Consider the following 16104-nt stretch of genomic DNA (forward strand, 5'->3'; position numbering starts at 1 on the left):
AACTAGGCTGGGAGGGTCAGGTACCCGGTGCAAGATGGCCCAAGCTGATACGTCAGCCTTTAAGGGTCTTGTCGTGGGCCGCTTTTTCAAAGGCCTCTTTCATGGCCTTGCCCTCCGCCACTGCATCGTCTGCCGCATCGTTGAAGCTGGCCTCTCTGGATTGCGCCTTGCCCTTGGCCTGCAGCGCGGTGCCATCGAGGATCAGATCCGAACTCTCGACAGCCTTACCCAGCTTGACCTTGGCCTTGCCAGCCGTCTCGTTGACGAGGCCCTTGGCCCTGTTGATATAGTCACGCATTCCGTTTCTCCGCGGGCGAGGAAGAAAAGGCGCCGCCCTGCATAAGGGGAACCTGCGCGATGCTGATTGGGTCCACGCCTGAACGAAAAAACAGGAGACAGCAAAAAACAGAACTAATTAATGCCACAGATGGATGTTTGAAAAGAAATCAATGCCCAAAAAGACGCTAAGAAGCCATATTACCAAAAATATCACGACAACACCGTTAATGCTCGATTTAATCTTTCTATCCATCGGCAGATAATTTTTGACCAGCCACAGCGCGATACCGACACCGACCAGCGAGATGATAATTGCAGACAGTGGCATGGCTTTTACCTCTTTTCGTTCGCGCGCCATGATGGCGCTGGCATTGTGAAGAGTGAACGCGCTCCGGCCAAGAAAAGGTCCATGCACCGCGCGCCATATCCGCCGATCAAGCGTGGGGTTGGGCAATCATCACCAGACACGCCAGTTCCGGCAGGGAGCGCGCCTGCATCCGGCGCATCACGACTGAACAGCACGTTCAGCCAGGTCACGTCACTGATGTCAGACAGGTGAGATAGCCGAACATGCGCTCGATGCGGTCACGATAGCGGCGGAAGTCGCAGGCGATATGCTCGCGCCGGTTCGCCTTGGGTGGAATGATCGGCAAAATGCCGCGCATCAGCAAATTCGAGCGCACTGCGTCACCATCATGGCCCTTGTCGGCAAGCAGGGCCTTCGGTTTGTTGACCGGCAGCGCCATCAAGTCGTCGACGGCACCATAGTCGGAGGCTTCGCCGCCGGTGAGGACGAACCCAACAGGGCGTCCTTGATTGTCACATCGGGCGTGGACTTTGCACGAAAAGCCGCCGCGTGATCGACCAAAAGCCTCCTGATGAGGCCCCCTTTAGCGCCCGCTGCCGAAACATGGCCGCGAACCGTGGTGCTGTCGATCATGTGCTGCCAGTCGTCGGTCAGCCCGAAATCAACCAGGATTGTCAGGATCGCATCCCAGACGCCCTGCTCAGCCCAGCGCCGGAACCGGACATAGACCGAGTTCCACTTGCCATAACGCTCATGCATATCGCGCCAGGGGCAGCCAACCCACAACACATGAAGCATGCCGTTGAGAAAACGCCGATTATCATGGGCCGGTCGGGACTTGCGGCCACGCTCCGAGGGCAACAGAACTCGATCACGCCCCATTCTTCGTCCGTCAGATCACCCCGCGCCATCGCCGCTCCCCGCAAAGAGCAGCCTTGAATCAGAAATGAGCGCGCTTGGGAATTCACTTTGTCAACAGGACCTGGCTCGCCAATCAACGCGAACGCTAGTCGGCATCGGCCTTGCAAAGGCGACCCGGCTGTTCATGCCGGTGAACAATGCTCGGGAGATCGTGCAGGCGTTGGCCGCTTAGCTCTGGCCATAACGGCCAGTGGATAGGCTCCACTGGCCGTCAAGCACCAGCGCCGCATCGCCACGTGCTACGATAAAACCGCGCTCTCCTTCGCCAGCTTTCTCAATCTTGCCGCCATCCCGAGTATGGTCGTAACTCTGCGATCCTTCCGCATAGGGGCGCCAAAGCGATGATGCAGGATCCGCGCTCATCGGGAGCGCCCTCCCCAGTCGGCAGGCGCCCACACTTTTGAAGTTCCCGGCTCCATTTCACGGCGCCGGAACCTGTCTTCCATTCATCATACCACACCCGCCGAATTATGGTTGGTCGTCTTCATCCAGAATGCAGCTCGCGTTGAGGGAACAAAATATGACCACACCCGCATTGTTGGCAGTCAAGAGCACCGTCAAAGTCAGGCCAGCTCCGTACGGGGCAAGGCCAGGCGCTTCACAGCCTCGGCCAGCGTCAGATAGATCGCCACCAATCCGATAATCGCGCCTACTAAGGGCGCCGGTAGCGGCGCAAAGCCTAGCCGCACCGCCCAAGGCAACCAGGGAAGCGCCAGCGCGACGCACAAACATCCCAGCGCGGAGGCCAGCAGGGCTGGATGCGGCCGGTTACGCCAGAACGGCCCCGCCGTACGGATGATCAACACCACGAGGATTTGTGTCGCCATCGATTCCACGAACCACGCCGAGCGGAATTGCGCCACATCGACGCGGAAAACCCCCAGCAGAAGGCCGAAGGTCAGCACGTCGAAGAGTGTGGAAAGCGGCCCCATCACCGCCGTGAACCGCATCAGCCCGCGCATGTTCCAGCGATGCGGCCGCCCCAGTAGGGTGCTGTCGGCTGTGTCAAACGGAATGCCGGTCTGGGAAAGATCATAGAGCAGGTTGTTGAGCAGGATTTGCACCGCCGTCAGCGGCAGAAAGGGCAGGAACAGGCTGGCCAGTGCCATCGTCAACATATTGCCGAAATTGCTGCTGGTGCCCATGCGGAGATATTTCATGATATTGGCATAGGTGCGCCGTCCCTCGGCGATACCATCGGCCAGCACATGCAGGTCGGAATCGAGCATGATCATGTCGGCCGCCTCGCGCGCGACATCGGTCGCGCCATCCACCGACAGGCCGACATCGGCCGCGTGGATAGCGGGCGCGTCGTTGATACCATCGCCGATAAAGCCCACCGTATGGTGCTTTTTCAAGGCGTGGACGATGCGCAGCTTTTGGTCGGGCGAAACCCGGGCGAACAGATCGACACGCTGCACCCGCGCGGCAAGAGCGGCATCGGACAAAGCCGCGATCTCTTCTCCGCTCATCGCCTCGCGCACCGGAAGGCCGACGCTTTGCGCCAGATGGCGCGCCACCGCCAGCGCATCGCCCGACACCAGTTTCACCCGCACGCCGACCTTGCCCAACCGCGCCAGCGCATCACGCGCGCTCGGCTTGGGTGGATCCACGAAAACACAGAAGCCGACAAAGCTCAGCCCCGCGTCATCATCGGTGTCGATCCGGTCGCGTCCGGCGGCATCCTTCCACGCCACGCCCAACAGGCGCAGCCCCTGTGCCGCATGGGCATCGTACAACGCCATCATCTCACCGCGCAGCGTCGCATCCATAGCCTTGCGCGTGCCATCGCGAGCCTGCGCATCGGCACAAAGCGCTAGCACGGTTTCGGGAGCGCCTTTGACAATCTCGAGCCGCCGCCCATCCCTTTCCGCCAACACCGAAACGCGCCGCCGTTCGAAGTCGAAAGGTCGCTCGTCCAGTTTGCCCCAGCCTTCTGCCGCTGCCCCGTGCCGTGCCAGCACCGCATCGTCGAGCGGGCTTTTCAGGCCCGTTTCAAACCGCGCATTCACCGCGGCCAGTTCGGCCACATGATCCCAGTCCTGCCCGTCTATGCCCGGACAAGCCACCAGAACGATCCTCGCTTCGGTCAACGTGCCGGTCTTGTCGGTGCACAGCACATCCATTTCGCCCAGATCATGGATCGCCGACATGCGCTTGACCACCACGCGCGCCGCCGACATGCGCCGCGCACCACGCGCCAGCGTGATCGTCACGATCATCGGCAGCAATTCCGGCGTCAGCCCCACCGCCAGCGCCATCGCGAACAGGAAGCTTTCCAGCGCGGGTTTGCCCAGCGCCAGACGCGCCAGCAGCACGAACAGCACCAGAAAGATCGTCATCCGCGCGATGACATAGCCGAAACGATGCAACCCCTGCTCGAACGCGGTCACCTCCGCCAGCCCGCGCAACGATTGTGCGATCGTGCCGAACCTTGTGTGGGCGCCGGTCCGCACCACCAGCATCCGCGCGGTGCCGCCCACCATCGAGCTACCGGCCAGCAACAGGTTGGGCGCGGTATCGAATGCGCTGCCTGCCAAGGGCCTGGCGGATTTCTCGACCGGAAAGGGCTCGCCCGTCAGCGCCGCCTGATTGACCTGCGCCGCATTGGCGGAGAGCGCCACGCCATCGGCGGGCACCAGATCGCCTGCGGCAAGATCGACCACATCGCCACGCACCAGTTCGGCCACCGGCAGGTGCCGTTGCTGCCCGTCGCGCCATACATCGGCATCCAGCGCGATCGCGCAGCGCAGCGCTTCGACCGTCGCCTCGGCGCGCCGTTCCTGCACCATATCCAGCAGGGTGGAGAGCGCGACGATCCCGACAATGATGACGAAACTGGCAACATCGCCTGTGCTGCCCGCCACACCGGCCGCGCCCAGCAGGATCAGGACCAACGGATTGGCCAGACGGCGCAGCCAGTCAACCAACAGGTGGCGATGGGTTCGTCCGGCCAGCTCGTTCGGGCCGTCGGCGGCAAGGCGCCGTTCCGCCTCGTCCGTGCCCAGCCCGCCTGCGCGACTGTCCAGTTCTGTCAGCAGACTGGCGGGGGCGTCGCTCCAATAGGCCTTCTGGTCATCTGTCGAATCAAGCGATGCCGTCACATCATGCGTCCTGTGCTGCCGTGGGTCATCGTGCCTGATCGCTCCACATATTGCGACGTGAAATGCGCGCCAGACCTTGAAGACCGGCATCGCGGGTGCGACAGTGTGCCCGTCCCGCCGGCTTGAAGAGAAATGATCCATGTTGATGCCCTGCCTGCGCTTCGGGCTCGCCTTGTTCCTGATGGCTGGCGCCGCACAGGCAGGCCCGCCCTTTATCACCGACAATCCCGTGCCGACCGACACAGGCCATTGGGAAATCTCCGATTACCCCAGCACCTTGCGCGAGGGTTCTTCAACTTCCCGGCAGATCACAGGGTTAGCATGGCCAGCAGGCTGTCGATTTTCACCGTGGCGACAGTCGAGAACGTGTCAGAGATGGCATAGGGCAGGATGATCCATGCACCGTGGCGCATCGCGCCGCAGGAATAGACAACATTGGGCACATAGCCCTCGCGCGTTGATTTTTCCGGCTGGACCAGCGGCAGGTGCGACCGGCCAAGCACGCGCGTGGGATCATCCTTGTCCAGCAGCACGGCGCCGATGGAATAGTGCCGCACAGGCCCGACGCCATGGGTCAGCAACAGCCACCCCTCATCCAGTTCGATCGGCGAGCCGCAATTGCCGATCTGTATGAACTCCCAAGGAAATTCCGGTGTGAGGATCGGTGTGCCAAGACCCCATTCCAGCAGATTGTCGGAATAGACCAGATGGAGGCTTTCATTGTCGTGACGCGCGATCATCGCATAGCGCCCTCCGATCCGCCTTGGGAACAGCGCCATGCCTTTGTTCACGGCAGCGGGACCCTTGAGCGGGGTCAGGCGGAAAGTCAGGAAGTCGCTGGTCTCGATGAGTTCCGATCGGATCGCCTGACCGCTGTAGGCCGTGTAGGTCGCGTAATAGGTCGTCTGCCCTTCCTCGATGAAGGGTACGAAGCGGGCATCCTCGATGCCATTGGCCTGCGCCTCGGTAACGGGGAAAATCACTCTTTCGGTGATGTCGCTGTCTGCCTCGAAGGCAAGGTCCAGCTTGTCGCCGACGCGCATGGTCACGCGGGGCAGGCTGGCGAGGCGGGTCGGGGGCTCGATCATCAGCGTGCCATCGGCCAGGAAAGTGCCGCAGCGGAAGGTGAGCGAGGAGATGTGCCCCTCGCCCACCGCCCGCAGCGACAGGATGAAGCGGATGGCGCCCGGTTCAACGCCGCTCTGGTTGGGGTGCGGCACAATGCTGGGGTTGAACAGGGCCGCCGCCTCAAAACTGTATTCGTGCAGGAAATAGGCCCCCACCAGTTGCAACTGGGTTGGGGTGAAACAGCAATGGCAGGAGAAGGCGTCCTCCATCTCCTGCGCGCGCTGCTCGAAAATGGCGGGCAGGTTGCGATGCCGATCATCGAAATTGTCGAAGGTTGCGGCCAGCACAGCCTCGGCCTCCGCCACGTCAAGCGCGAGGACGCGATCGACAATGTGGTTGGCTCGGGTCTTGTCCAGCGGGTTGTAATCGCGTGGCTCGACCGATGGGCGAAAGGCCCGCACCACCACGCGTGCAGGATCGGGCCGCAAATGCAGGGCATGGCGGTTGAGAAAAGAAGGATGGGGCATAGCGTCCTGTCAGGATAAAAGGTTTTGAAGGGGAGAGGACGTAAGGATGTCAGGCTCAGGCTGGATCGGCCGGTGTATCGGGTTTGCTTGTTCCATGTCGGCAAGGGCCAGAAGATAGGCCAGTAACGATTCCGCACCGCGGTTCTCATTGGCGCGATCGGGATGCAGACCATCGCGACAACTGCCGTCGAGTGGGTCGATCAACGACAAGCCCAGATCATTGGCGCCGGTGAACCAGGCAAAGGCCTTGTGCGCCTCTGCCAGCCAAGACCGAGAGGCATCAACCGACATCGCGGCAAGGCAGGCCGCCACGGTGGCGCAGGCTTCGATGGGCTGTTGATCAAACGGCATAGGCGCAGCGCGCGACACCAACAGGAACCCATGGGAACCCACGGGCCGGAAATAGCCCGCAGGCGCCGTTTGCAGCTCGATCAACCAACGCAGAGCCCCCAGCCCGGCCTGCGTCCAGTCATCCCTGCCAATCGCCTTGCCGGTGATGATCAGCGCCTCGCACAGGCGGGCATTGTCATAGGTGAGCCGGTCTTCAAACCACACCCACTCGGCCGTTTCGCAAGCCAGCAACCGCTGATGCAACCGCTCACCAAGGTCGAGCCGGATGTGCATGGCAGCATGATCGCGCGGATGGGCCAGGCAATAGTCGGCCAGCCCCAACAAGGTGAAAGCCCATGCGCGCGGCGAGGTGAAGCCGGCGACGGCAAGCAAAGCCGACGCGAACAGCGCGCTGGCCCATGGTGCCATCACACCACCTTCGCGGTATCGCGCGCATCGTCCCAAGGCCCACAGCGTGCGACCATGGCTGTCTTCAGACCCCGTCTCTTCGAGCCAGCGCCGGTCGTAGCCCAGAAAATTGCGAAAACGGCCGTTGTCCGGGTTCCAGCCATGTTGCAGGAAAGCGGCAAAGCGCGGCCGCAGCTTCTCAATCAAAGGGCGCGACGCCGCAGTCGCGCCCAAGGTGCAACACAGCAGCAACGCTCTTGCATTATCGTCGATGCAATAGCCGTGATGCCGGTCGGGCACCGCGAAAACGGCATGTTGGAACAGTCCGGTATCGTCACACATCACCGCCAGATGGCTCAGGTCCACAGGAGGCAGGGTGAGCGCGACGGGCCGCCGGACAGTCTGGAAGGCTTCGCCATAACGCGAGGCGGTGTTGGCCCATGTCATCGCCCGGCTGGCGACATAGGCCTTGCGCCCCATGGCAAGCCGCGCCTCGTCATCAGTCAATAGGTCTGCCACCGCAAGCCCCAGACGATCGGGATCTGCGAAAGGCACAAGCAGACCTGATCCATCCTCCAGCAGTTCAGCCGCATGCCAGTAGGGCGTGGAAACCACCGGGCGGCCCAACCCATGCGAATAGGCCAGCGTGCCCGATGTCATCTGCGATTCCACCAGATAGGGGGTGACGTAGACATCGCACATCGCGATATGATCGAGCAGTTCAGGCCGTTCGACAAAGCGGTCGATAAAGACCACATGCCCGTCAAGACCGAGCGCCGTCACCTTCGCGCGCAGGCTTTCCCGATAGGCCTCTCCATCCGCGCGCAGCAGAGCGGGATGAGTCGCTCCCATCACCACGTAAAGCGCATCAGGCACCATTGCCAGCACCACCAGCATCGCCTCGATCATCGTCTCGATGCCCTTGTTCGGGCTGATCAGCCCAAAGGTCAGGATGATGCGGTGATGGGCAAAGCCCAGTTTTTCCTTGGCATATTGCGGAAGCACCAGCGGTACTTCCGGGATGCCATGGGGGATCACCAGAATCTTGGCAGGATCGGCACCATATTGATCAATCAGGATCCGCCGCCCCTTGCGCGCCATCACCACCACCCGCGCCGATGCCGCGATGATGGCGTCGATCACGCGGCGCTGACCATCATTGGGCTGGTCCAGCACGGTATGCAGCGTGGTGACCAGAGGCGCATCGACCGCCGCGATCAGATCGAGAATGTATTCCCCCGCCTCGCCTCCATAGATGCCGAATTCGTGCTGGAGGCAGACAACGTCGAAACCCTGCGAATTGATGAAATCAGCCGCCGCTAGGTAGCCGCCACGGTCATCCTGCGCGACCGACCATCGCACTTGCGGGGGAAAAGCATATTGCCCACCCGGATCGCACATGGCGATGATCGCGGTCTGCGCCACCTCGGGCAAATGGCGCATCGCCAGTTCAAGGTCGCAGGTGAACGTGGCAATGCCGCAGCGCCGTGGCAGCGCGTTGCCGACAAAGGCAATGCGCAAGCCATCGGTCACGGACTTGTCCTAGAGCTTGCCTTTCGGCTTGCGCGTGGCGGCCAGAACGGGTGATGTGTCGATGCCAACGGGCACCGGCGTCGGCTTGCCCTTTACGGCCTTGGGTTTGCGAATTTCACGATTGCTGCGTTTTTGCGATTTTGCCATTGTATATGCTCCTTATGCAGTTTTTTGGGGGCGATTGACGTTGCCGATGACCAATAGGCAATAGCGCCCAAGACAGCGCGTCACCGACAGGCGGCAAGCAGGCAAGCCTGGCTTAAGCGACGGAATGCATCACCATGGCGGCAAACTATGATGTGACAGCGTTGCTGGCGCCGAATTCACATCAATCTTTTTCGGTATCCCTGATCCGCGCCGCACCGGCCGACCGCCGCAGTGCATTAACAGCGGCCAGACAATCATCATGGCGCGAATAGGCGCCACCCGATGCGTTCACGTGGCCATCGGCGGTGCATAGGCGCCAACGCCATTGCTCTGCGGCTTGGCCGGAGGCTGCCGGTGATGGGAGGAGCGAATAGATCTCGAAATAGGATTCTGCACGATCATTGGAAACCCACAGCGGAATAGAGCGCCATGGCGATGTTCCCCGCAAATCCTGCCCACTCTCGGCGTCGATCTCGCGCCCCGCATTTTCGGCATGGCGCGCCAGCCGAGTGAAAGAGCCATGAAGAGCGCGCCCCCCCAGGCGACAGGAAATATCGGAAACAATGTGATCGAGATAGGTGGACATGTCCGTCCTCCTGCTTGGCAAGCGGGAGCACATATGTCTCTCTGTCACAGGGAGCTTGCAGCGAGGATTCTCGTGATGCTTATGCAATAGCATGACTTCATTTTTCCGACTAACGATATTTTCAAAACAGGCAGCGCAAGGTTTACGGTTTTAGAAAATTCTGGATTATCAATCAGACGAAAATAAAACTGAGATCTTACATTTTTAAAAAAATTATCTATATAAAAAATATCGCGGAAATCGTCTGGTAGGCAACCTCGACTGAGAGACAGAGTGCTCCCGCTTACGTGAATGGAGCCAAAACATGGATCTCAATCAACTTTATCAACGCCATCAAATTTTGCTGATGCGCGCCAGTTCCGCATCCAGCAATAATGCGTGCCGGAACCACAAAAGCGAGGCCGCAGGCATTGCGCGCCGCATTGAGGCTTTTCAGAACGCGCTCAGCGCCTTGGCGGCCCAATCCTGGCGGCCGGAGATGGCCCGATGAGCCGCGCGATGAACATTGGCCTGCCCGAAGCGGATGTGGCCGCCATCTGCCAGAAAGCAGGGGTTCGGATCAGCGACATCGAAACCCTGCCATCGGGAGGGACGCATCTGGTCTGTGTGACCAGTGAGGGCGCCGAGGATATGCGCGGCAAGCTGAAAGGGCATTTGATTGAAGGCCGCGTGAAGCGCTTTGCCTTTTATCACCTCCGTCATTCCTGATGGTGGTTGGCGCGGGCCTTGGTCTCGGCGGAGCTGGCACCGTCGAGCCGCTGTGTAAAGGCACCATCGTCAGTGGCAGGCGGCCAAGTGCGATTTTGGGAATTTCCTCAAATTTCTTGATTGAAAAGCACAAGCGATTAAAATTGACTTTCGAAATTATCGTCCTATAGGAACAACCGCTAACGTCGTTTGCGACAGAATTTGACTCCGATACATTCGGATTTTCTTCCTTTCACACACCACCAGCTCCATCTGCAATTTTGCAGGTGGGTTCTCCTGTTTTCGTGAAAAGGAAATATTTATGACTATCGGCACCGTCAAGTTCTTCAATACAGACAAAGGTTATGGTTTCATCGCGCCCGAAAATGGCGGCAATGATAGCTTCGTGCATATCAGCGCTGTTCAGCAGGCCGGCATGGCCACGCTGAACAAGGACCAGCGTTTGAGCTATGAAGTCGAAACGGATCGTCGCGGCAAGCAGTCCGCGATCAATCTCGCTTTCGCCTGATCCAGACAGCCCCCGGTGTCGATCACGATGCCAGGGATTGTCCGTCGCGGCACGGAACTTTCCGGCCGCCGCGAAGGCCCGCGCCCGGCCTGCTTGATCCGCAAAGCGAGATCGCAGGCCGGGCGCGGGAAACGCCATAACGGGCTGCCGACACGGTGGGTTGATCGCAAATCCATCAAAGCGCACCGATCAGTTCGCCTGACCAGCGCCCTATCGCCGGTCGGAAAGGATCATCGTGGCTACCACAAGCAACCATTACAGAGCATGTGCCGAAAAGAGCCTGCGTGACGCGGAAGTCAGCAGCCTTGCCAATGTGCGAGAACGGCATCTGCATTCGGCAAAAGCATGGCAAGCCATGGCCGAACGCGCCGCCCGGGTCGAGCAGGCCCGCCAGCAGCAGCAGGACATGACCTCCCTCGCCCCTGTTCAAAAAAGCCGGATGACCAAGGAATGAATTCCTAGGGCATCGTCCGGTCCGGCACCTGCCCTATGCTGACCCCGGCATCCTATCGGGTGGCGGGATTTGGCGCTTCACGTCTTCGAAAAAGGACATTCCCCATGCGAATCCGCGCTGGCTACAACATAGGTTTCACATGCGAAGCGCCGGTGCCCATGCTGGCCAAGCTGAGCGTTCATGCTTCCCGCAACAAGGATCTGCGCACCGCACAGCGCATTTTCACGACGCCTGAAGTGCCGCTCTATGATTATGTCGATGGCTTCGGCAATATTTGCACGCGACTGACCATGCCAACTGGCGGCATCACCATTTCCTGCGGCTTTGTCATCGAGGATCGCTTCGAACCTGATGAGGTGGACCTTGGCGCACGGCAGACATCACTCGCCGAATTACCCGACGATGTGCTGCATTTTCTGCTCGCCAGTCGTTATTGCGAAACAGACAAGCTGACAGACATTGCATGGGGCTTGTTTGGCCATCTGCCCATGGGCTGGGGTCTGGTGCAGGCTATTGTCGATTATGTCCACGATGCAATCCGCTTTGACTATATGGCTGCCCGCCCGACCAAGACCGCATGGGAGGTGTTCCACGAAAGAACGGGTGTGTGTCGGGACTATGCCCATCTTGCGATTGCCCTGTGCCGCTGCATGAACATTCCGGCGCGTTATTGCACCGGCTATCTGGGTGACATGGATCTGCCGGCGGTGATCGGCGATATGGACTTTTCGGCCTGGTTCGAGGTGTGGCTGGGCGGGCGCTGGTTCGTCTTTGATGCAAGGCACAACTTTCCCCGCAGCGGTCGTATCCTTATGGCGCGGGGGCGAGATGCCGCCGACGCTGCCCTCACCACGACCTTTGGGGCGGTGACGCTCTCCCGGTTTGACATTTACACTGATCAGGACTGTCTGACGCAAGATTGATACAACCACCTTGATCCGCAGTATCTGGGAAGGGCGTAAATTCTCTTCGGCCACTGAGATGAACGGGCCGACAATCCTCGTAAAGTCCTAAAAGTCAGGCCAATTGTGAGGAACACGTGGTCGGCTTGTCGAACAATGCTACAACGCTGATCTTGCCCTTGATCGCCGCGAGAACGAGCGCACTGAGGCGGCTGGGATCAGCACCAGATCGGCTGACTCGTCCACCCTGCAGGCAGCACTGTCAGCATGATGTCCAGTGTTAACTTCGATGAAAGTAGTTGCCTGCTCCTTGTCCGACACGAAATCCTTGGACCAGCACCCATCCTTGAAGTCCAATTATTGACGCCGTGGCGAGCTTGCCGAAATCCGTATCGCAAAATGAGTACCAAGCCGGCCTTGAAAGCCTACTCCAAGAGCGCATCGCCGCAGGCCTTGCTGGTGAGGTGAGTTCCAAAAGTCTTGCCGCCATCGTGAAAGTGGAAATGCTTTCCCCCATTTCTGATGATGAGCGCCTGAAGCGGCCCAAGGCTGATCACTCCCCCACAGGGCTCTGGCCATATTTGCGCAGCACATCATCGAAAGCCTCGGCCATCAGTTCCTGAAGGCTGAGGCCATGCTTGCGGGCGCAGACATGCATCGCCAGCGACATCTCGGGCGAGAAATAGCCTGCGATGGCCTTGCGACCGGCGCGGCTGTTTGTCCTCGGCGGCGTACTGATCGACATTGATGCGGCGACTGCCTCTTCATTGTCGGGCACGGCAAGCCGAGCTTGCGGCTTTGAACTGGCCTTAGGTTTGTCGGCGAGGTTGGCAAATCGGCTCATCTGCTCACACTCCCTCATGTGCGGTGGTGGACATGTTCACCTGTGCGATGGTCCACATGTGAAGCGCAGCAATCTCGGCAACAGCCTTTCCTTCGGACTCAAACTCGATCACCGAGGCACCCGCTGCACTGGCGTGGCGATAGACGGCGCGGTCTGGCAGGATATGCGGGCAAGCCTTAATCCCGAAGCTCTGGACCAATTCGATGGCTTCCTCGTACATACGCGGCGCGTGAGGCGGGCCGGCGGTGAAGACCACGAACGCGGGTTTATCGAACAGGCGTACAAGACTGACCGTGGTCTTGATCGCCGCAAGATCGAAGGCGCTGGGGCGGCAGGGGACCAACACCAGGTCGGCCACCTCAACCGCCCTGCTGGCGGCACTGTCGGCATGAGGCGGTGTATCGATCACGATGAAGGTCGCGCCTTGGGCCTTGGCGGCATCGACCTTGGCCTGAATACGCGGCGGCGCGCTGTCGATCACTTCCGGCGCTTTGTCCGCGCGCCATGCGCCCCATTGGCTCGCGGTGGCCTGTGGATCGGTGTCGATGATGAGGGCGACGGCGCCAGCGGCTTCGGCGGCCGCGGCAAGGTTTACAGATAGCGTAGTTTTGCCCGAGCCGCCCTTTTGACTAACGATGGCGATTATAGTCATGGTGATTTCCTGACCCGTTCACGTGTGGGCTTGTGAGAGTGTGGACTTTTGGACGCGCGAGATGCTGAACAGGTTCAACCATCTGGCGTGATGCGTCGCTCCATGCTGGCCATCAGCCTCGCGGTCAGATGGACCAGAGGCCCAGCCTGCGGCTCGATAATCTGCGCAGGCGCTGGGGATTGTGGCGGGGCATCTTGGACGTTGCGCTTCGTTGCCCGGAAAAGCCCCGCAAGGTTCACTCTTGACGAGCCTGCCCGCCGCACCATACCCACCAGACAGCGCGCTGGTGATCCAACCCGATAGCGGTGGCCAGGTGGCAATTCGGCATTCCGGTCGATCAGCAACACGCTGAGCGCCGCCCGCTCCCGCCCAAATTGCTGGCAAGCCCGGCCCCAGGTGCTCTGGGCGATCCCAAGCCGCCCGCAACTGCGCCACGATGCTTCGACGAGGTTGGGCCAGGTTGGCCCACCCAGAGCCTCGACGATTCCGCGATAGCTCTCGGTGGCCACCAGCAACGCGGTCGCAGGCCGGATGCGCTCCAGCGGATCGCTGGGCCGCGCGGTACGCCTTCGTGAAGAGTTTTTGTCTTGTATATTGGGTGCGCAGATTTCTTCCGGCGCGTCGGAAGTTTTCAGTGCACGGGGCTCCGGATCGGGTGCAAATTCTATGGCGGCGAGCATCGTGGACAGGGCCTCGCGGATGGCAATCAGGCGGTCGATGCTGGCGATCCGCGCCGTGCGGCCATCGGGCAGGATGGTCTCGGCCCGTTCCCGCAGATCCTCGTCACCGGCCTCGCGGATGCGCTGGCCTAATTGGCGGATTTCCGCGCGGCATTGCTGGATGGCGCGGGCCTGCAATTCCAATGCCTCGGCCTTGGCCTGCATCTCAGAAAATCGCTCAACGAGAGGGGCAAGATTGATGCCCGCTGCCCAGACCACAACCCCATCCTGGCGATCACCAGCGCGCTCGCCATTGATGCCGGCATTGCGGACGATGAAGCCAGCCTGCTCCAACTCGCGCTCAGCCGAGTTGATCGAGCGCGGTGTCAGGCCTAAGGCTTCGGCAAAGCGGCAGGCTTGCGTCCAGACTGCGCAGATGCGGCCTGACAGGTAATCCCCGTCCATCGTCTTCAACACATAATGTCGGACCAAGGCCACTGCTGTTGAAGAAAGGCCAAAGCCCGGTCGTGCCACCTGCTCGAACAGGCGCAGCAGATCGAAACGCCCCACGCCAGCGGGCAGCCCCCTATGGGCAAGGGTGGTGCTCATGGCGCCCCTCCCCTCGAAGCAAATCTTGCCTACCAGAAAGCGGCAAGATAGATTGCAAATGTGGCTCTCGAGCTACGCTCCGGACCTGCGGCAAGGATGGCAGACCTTCCAACGGTTCACTCACTGCCGCCATGGCGCGTCTTGCGCGTTTGGCGTCAAAACAACGGTTTTCAGCTAGGCCCGAAGGGGCAAAGGAGGTGTGCCGACTTTTGCGACGGAAGGTGTTGCGTTTTGATGCGCGTCTTGCGCGTTCTGCGCAGGACCTAAAGCCATAGAAATAGGCGATATTCCCAGAATTCGCCGCTTTGCGCGCCTCCGGTTCGTGAATTGCTAAACCGTCGTGCCCTTAAGGGGGCACCCCGGGTTCGAATCCCGGCGTCTCCGCCATCGTTGTAAAGCAACGAGTGCGCGCGCTATTTTTGCTCAACTACCATCAAACAGGCCAAGCGCACATGGCTGCGCCGGTTTTGCGCGAATACCGTCATTTCCAAGCGCAAGAGGACCGTTTGCATTGGCTTTGACGGCCGGCAAACCGGTGATCAGGCCGCGGGATGAAACAGTGGGCCAAATCCAGAGCGTCCTCAATGTCTGCGAAAAGACTCCCGCCTTTGAAGGCGGCATTGTCCTTGCCCATCACCGTTGCCGGTCATCTTGAACATGCTCTGGAGTGATGCAGAACTTGATGCCCTCAACCCTCTCTATTGGATGCGGGCCAACTTGTCGGGGCTGCGCATAACGTAAATGCTGCAAATGCGGTCATTCTCGATCTGGATCGCGGTGGTTTGCAGCAGGCCATCGGCCTCGCGGGTGACATAGCCGGGCAAGCCGTTGATCGTGGCAAAGCGCAGCAGTTGCGGAGGCTGGCGACGCAGGCGGATCAGCGCGGCATGGGCGCGCAGGACGTCATGCAGACCGCGCAAGACCCTGCTCACTGCGGGCCGCTTGCCCCCTCCATCGGCGTAATAGGCCACATCCTGCGTCAAAAGCGCGCCCAATTTGGCCAGATCGCCGCTTTGCGATGCTTCAAAAAAAGCGTTGGCGATGGCCTTGCCCTGATCGCGGTCCAGCGGGAAACGGGCTCGCTCGCCGCGCACATGGGTTCGCGCGCGGGTGGCCAATTGCCGACAGGCCGCCGCATCGCGGTCCAGCACCTGCGCCACCTCATCAAAACTTTCGCCAAAGACATCGTGCAGCAGAAAGGCGGCCCGCTCCAGCGGCGACAACCGCTCCAGCGCAAGGAGCAGCGGCAGGGTGACATCCTCGTCCCAATCCTCATCCACCACCGGTTCGGGCAACCAGGTGCCGAAATAGGCCTCGCGCTGGACCCGTGCCGATTTGAGGTGATCAAGGCACAGCCGCGTGACGATGCGCCGCAGAAAGGCGAGCGGCACCATCACATCGGCGTGATCGGCCCTTTGCCAGCGCAAAAAGGCCTCCTGCACGATATCCTCGGCATCGGCCAGCGATCCCAGCATGCGATAGGCCACGCGCAGCAGCGCCGGGCGCTGGGCATCAAATATCCGGCTTGCGGTTCGGGTCATCGGCGCGGCTCCATCAC

General features: G+C 60.5%; 15 protein-coding genes and 1 pseudogene. 3 read left to right on the top strand and 13 right to left on the bottom strand.

The window, feature by feature from the left end; all coding sequences use genetic code 11:
• Positions 1–52 precede the first annotated feature (52 nt).
• The 9 genes and pseudogenes from PQ467_RS00265 to PQ467_RS00310 form a co-directional block, all read right to left on the bottom strand.
• Complete coding sequence (locus PQ467_RS00265; protein WP_274174585.1) at positions 53–298, bottom strand: CsbD family protein; 246 nt, start codon at positions 296–298, stop codon at positions 53–55.
• A gap of 117 nt (positions 299–415) precedes the next feature.
• Entirely contained in the window at positions 416–733 is a 318-nt protein-coding gene (locus PQ467_RS00270) for a Thivi_2564 family membrane protein (RefSeq protein ID WP_274174586.1), read from the bottom strand.
• 103 nt (positions 734–836) lie between these two features.
• A pseudogene (locus PQ467_RS00280) lies at positions 837–1497 on the bottom strand (IS5 family transposase); the annotation flags it as partial.
• A gap of 178 nt (positions 1498–1675) precedes the next feature.
• Positions 1676–1870: a hypothetical protein gene (locus PQ467_RS00285; protein WP_274174588.1), complete on the bottom strand. Its 195-nt coding sequence runs from the start codon at positions 1868–1870 to the stop codon at positions 1676–1678.
• Between the two features lie 200 nt (positions 1871–2070).
• Positions 2071–4611: a magnesium-translocating P-type ATPase gene (gene mgtA / locus PQ467_RS00290; RefSeq protein ID WP_274174589.1), complete on the bottom strand. Its 2541-nt coding sequence runs from the start codon at positions 4609–4611 to the stop codon at positions 2071–2073.
• A gap of 308 nt (positions 4612–4919) precedes the next feature.
• Positions 4920–6206, bottom strand: a complete 1287-nt coding sequence (locus PQ467_RS00295) for a glycoside hydrolase family 130 protein (RefSeq protein WP_274174590.1) — start codon at positions 6204–6206, stop codon at positions 4920–4922.
• 9 nt (positions 6207–6215) lie between these two features.
• Positions 6216–8477: a glycosyltransferase family 4 protein gene (locus tag PQ467_RS00300; protein WP_274174591.1), complete on the bottom strand. Its 2262-nt coding sequence runs from the start codon at positions 8475–8477 to the stop codon at positions 6216–6218.
• A gap of 9 nt (positions 8478–8486) precedes the next feature.
• Positions 8487–8624 (bottom strand): hypothetical protein, encoded by a 138-nt coding sequence (locus PQ467_RS00305; RefSeq protein WP_274174592.1) that lies wholly within the window; start codon positions 8622–8624, stop codon positions 8487–8489.
• Between the two features lie 181 nt (positions 8625–8805).
• Positions 8806–9210: a YegP family protein gene (locus PQ467_RS00310; protein WP_274174593.1), complete on the bottom strand. Its 405-nt coding sequence runs from the start codon at positions 9208–9210 to the stop codon at positions 8806–8808.
• A gap of 486 nt (positions 9211–9696) precedes the next feature.
• Between PQ467_RS00310 and PQ467_RS00315 the strand changes: the two genes are divergently transcribed.
• From PQ467_RS00315 to PQ467_RS00325, 3 genes are all read left to right on the top strand, one after another.
• Complete coding sequence (locus PQ467_RS00315; protein WP_008067873.1) at positions 9697–9918, top strand: hypothetical protein; 222 nt, start codon at positions 9697–9699, stop codon at positions 9916–9918.
• 301 nt (positions 9919–10219) lie between these two features.
• Positions 10220–10426, top strand: coding sequence for a cold-shock protein (locus PQ467_RS00320; protein WP_274174594.1), 207 nt, complete (start codon positions 10220–10222; stop codon positions 10424–10426).
• A 558-nt stretch (positions 10427–10984) separates the two neighbouring features.
• Positions 10985–11803 (top strand): transglutaminase-like domain-containing protein, encoded by an 819-nt coding sequence (locus PQ467_RS00325; RefSeq protein ID WP_274174595.1) that lies wholly within the window; start codon positions 10985–10987, stop codon positions 11801–11803.
• Positions 11804–12335: 532 nt separating this feature from the next.
• On the opposite strand, the gene PQ467_RS00330 is transcribed toward PQ467_RS00325, so the two are convergent.
• From PQ467_RS00330 to PQ467_RS00345, 4 genes are all read right to left on the bottom strand, one after another.
• Entirely contained in the window at positions 12336–12626 is a 291-nt protein-coding gene (locus PQ467_RS00330; protein ID WP_008067889.1) for a ribbon-helix-helix domain-containing protein, read from the bottom strand.
• A 4-nt stretch (positions 12627–12630) separates the two neighbouring features.
• A complete protein-coding gene (parA, locus tag PQ467_RS00335; RefSeq protein ID WP_274174596.1) occupies positions 12631–13278 on the bottom strand; it encodes a ParA family partition ATPase in 648 nt (215 codons plus the stop codon).
• 74 nt (positions 13279–13352) lie between these two features.
• Positions 13353–14546, bottom strand: coding sequence for a helix-turn-helix domain-containing protein (locus PQ467_RS00340; RefSeq protein ID WP_274174597.1), 1194 nt, complete (start codon positions 14544–14546; stop codon positions 13353–13355).
• A gap of 698 nt (positions 14547–15244) precedes the next feature.
• Positions 15245–16087, bottom strand: coding sequence for a sigma-70 family RNA polymerase sigma factor (locus PQ467_RS00345; RefSeq protein WP_274174598.1), 843 nt, complete (start codon positions 16085–16087; stop codon positions 15245–15247).
• Between the last annotated feature and the right edge of the window lie 17 nt (positions 16088–16104).

Origin of the sequence: Novosphingobium sp. KACC 22771 (assembly GCF_028736195.1) — a bacterium.
Lineage (GTDB): Bacteria > Pseudomonadota > Alphaproteobacteria > Sphingomonadales > Sphingomonadaceae > Novosphingobium.

What these genes read in the sequence shown, in the direction of transcription:
- PQ467_RS00265 (WP_274174585.1), bottom strand. Translation starts at nt 298, where the DNA reads ATGCGTGACTATATCAACAGGGCCAAGGGCCTCGTCAACGAGACGGCT.
- PQ467_RS00285 (WP_274174588.1), bottom strand. Translation starts at nt 1,870, where the DNA reads ATGAGCGCGGATCCTGCATCATCGCTTTGGCGCCCCTATGCGGAAGGA.
- PQ467_RS00295 (WP_274174590.1), bottom strand. Translation starts at nt 6,206, where the DNA reads ATGCCCCATCCTTCTTTTCTCAACCGCCATGCCCTGCATTTGCGGCCC.
- PQ467_RS00305 (WP_274174592.1), bottom strand. Translation starts at nt 8,624, where the DNA reads ATGGCAAAATCGCAAAAACGCAGCAATCGTGAAATTCGCAAACCCAAG.
- PQ467_RS00310 (WP_274174593.1), bottom strand. Translation starts at nt 9,210, where the DNA reads ATGTCCACCTATCTCGATCACATTGTTTCCGATATTTCCTGTCGCCTG.
- PQ467_RS00315 (WP_008067873.1), top strand. Translation starts at nt 9,697, where the DNA reads ATGAGCCGCGCGATGAACATTGGCCTGCCCGAAGCGGATGTGGCCGCC.
- PQ467_RS00320 (WP_274174594.1), top strand. Translation starts at nt 10,220, where the DNA reads ATGACTATCGGCACCGTCAAGTTCTTCAATACAGACAAAGGTTATGGT.
- PQ467_RS00325 (WP_274174595.1), top strand. Translation starts at nt 10,985, where the DNA reads ATGCGAATCCGCGCTGGCTACAACATAGGTTTCACATGCGAAGCGCCG.
- PQ467_RS00330 (WP_008067889.1), bottom strand. Translation starts at nt 12,626, where the DNA reads ATGAGCCGATTTGCCAACCTCGCCGACAAACCTAAGGCCAGTTCAAAG.
- parA (WP_274174596.1), bottom strand. Translation starts at nt 13,278, where the DNA reads ATGACTATAATCGCCATCGTTAGTCAAAAGGGCGGCTCGGGCAAAACT.
- PQ467_RS00340 (WP_274174597.1), bottom strand. Translation starts at nt 14,546, where the DNA reads ATGAGCACCACCCTTGCCCATAGGGGGCTGCCCGCTGGCGTGGGGCGT.
- PQ467_RS00345 (WP_274174598.1), bottom strand. Translation starts at nt 16,087, where the DNA reads ATGACCCGAACCGCAAGCCGGATATTTGATGCCCAGCGCCCGGCGCTG.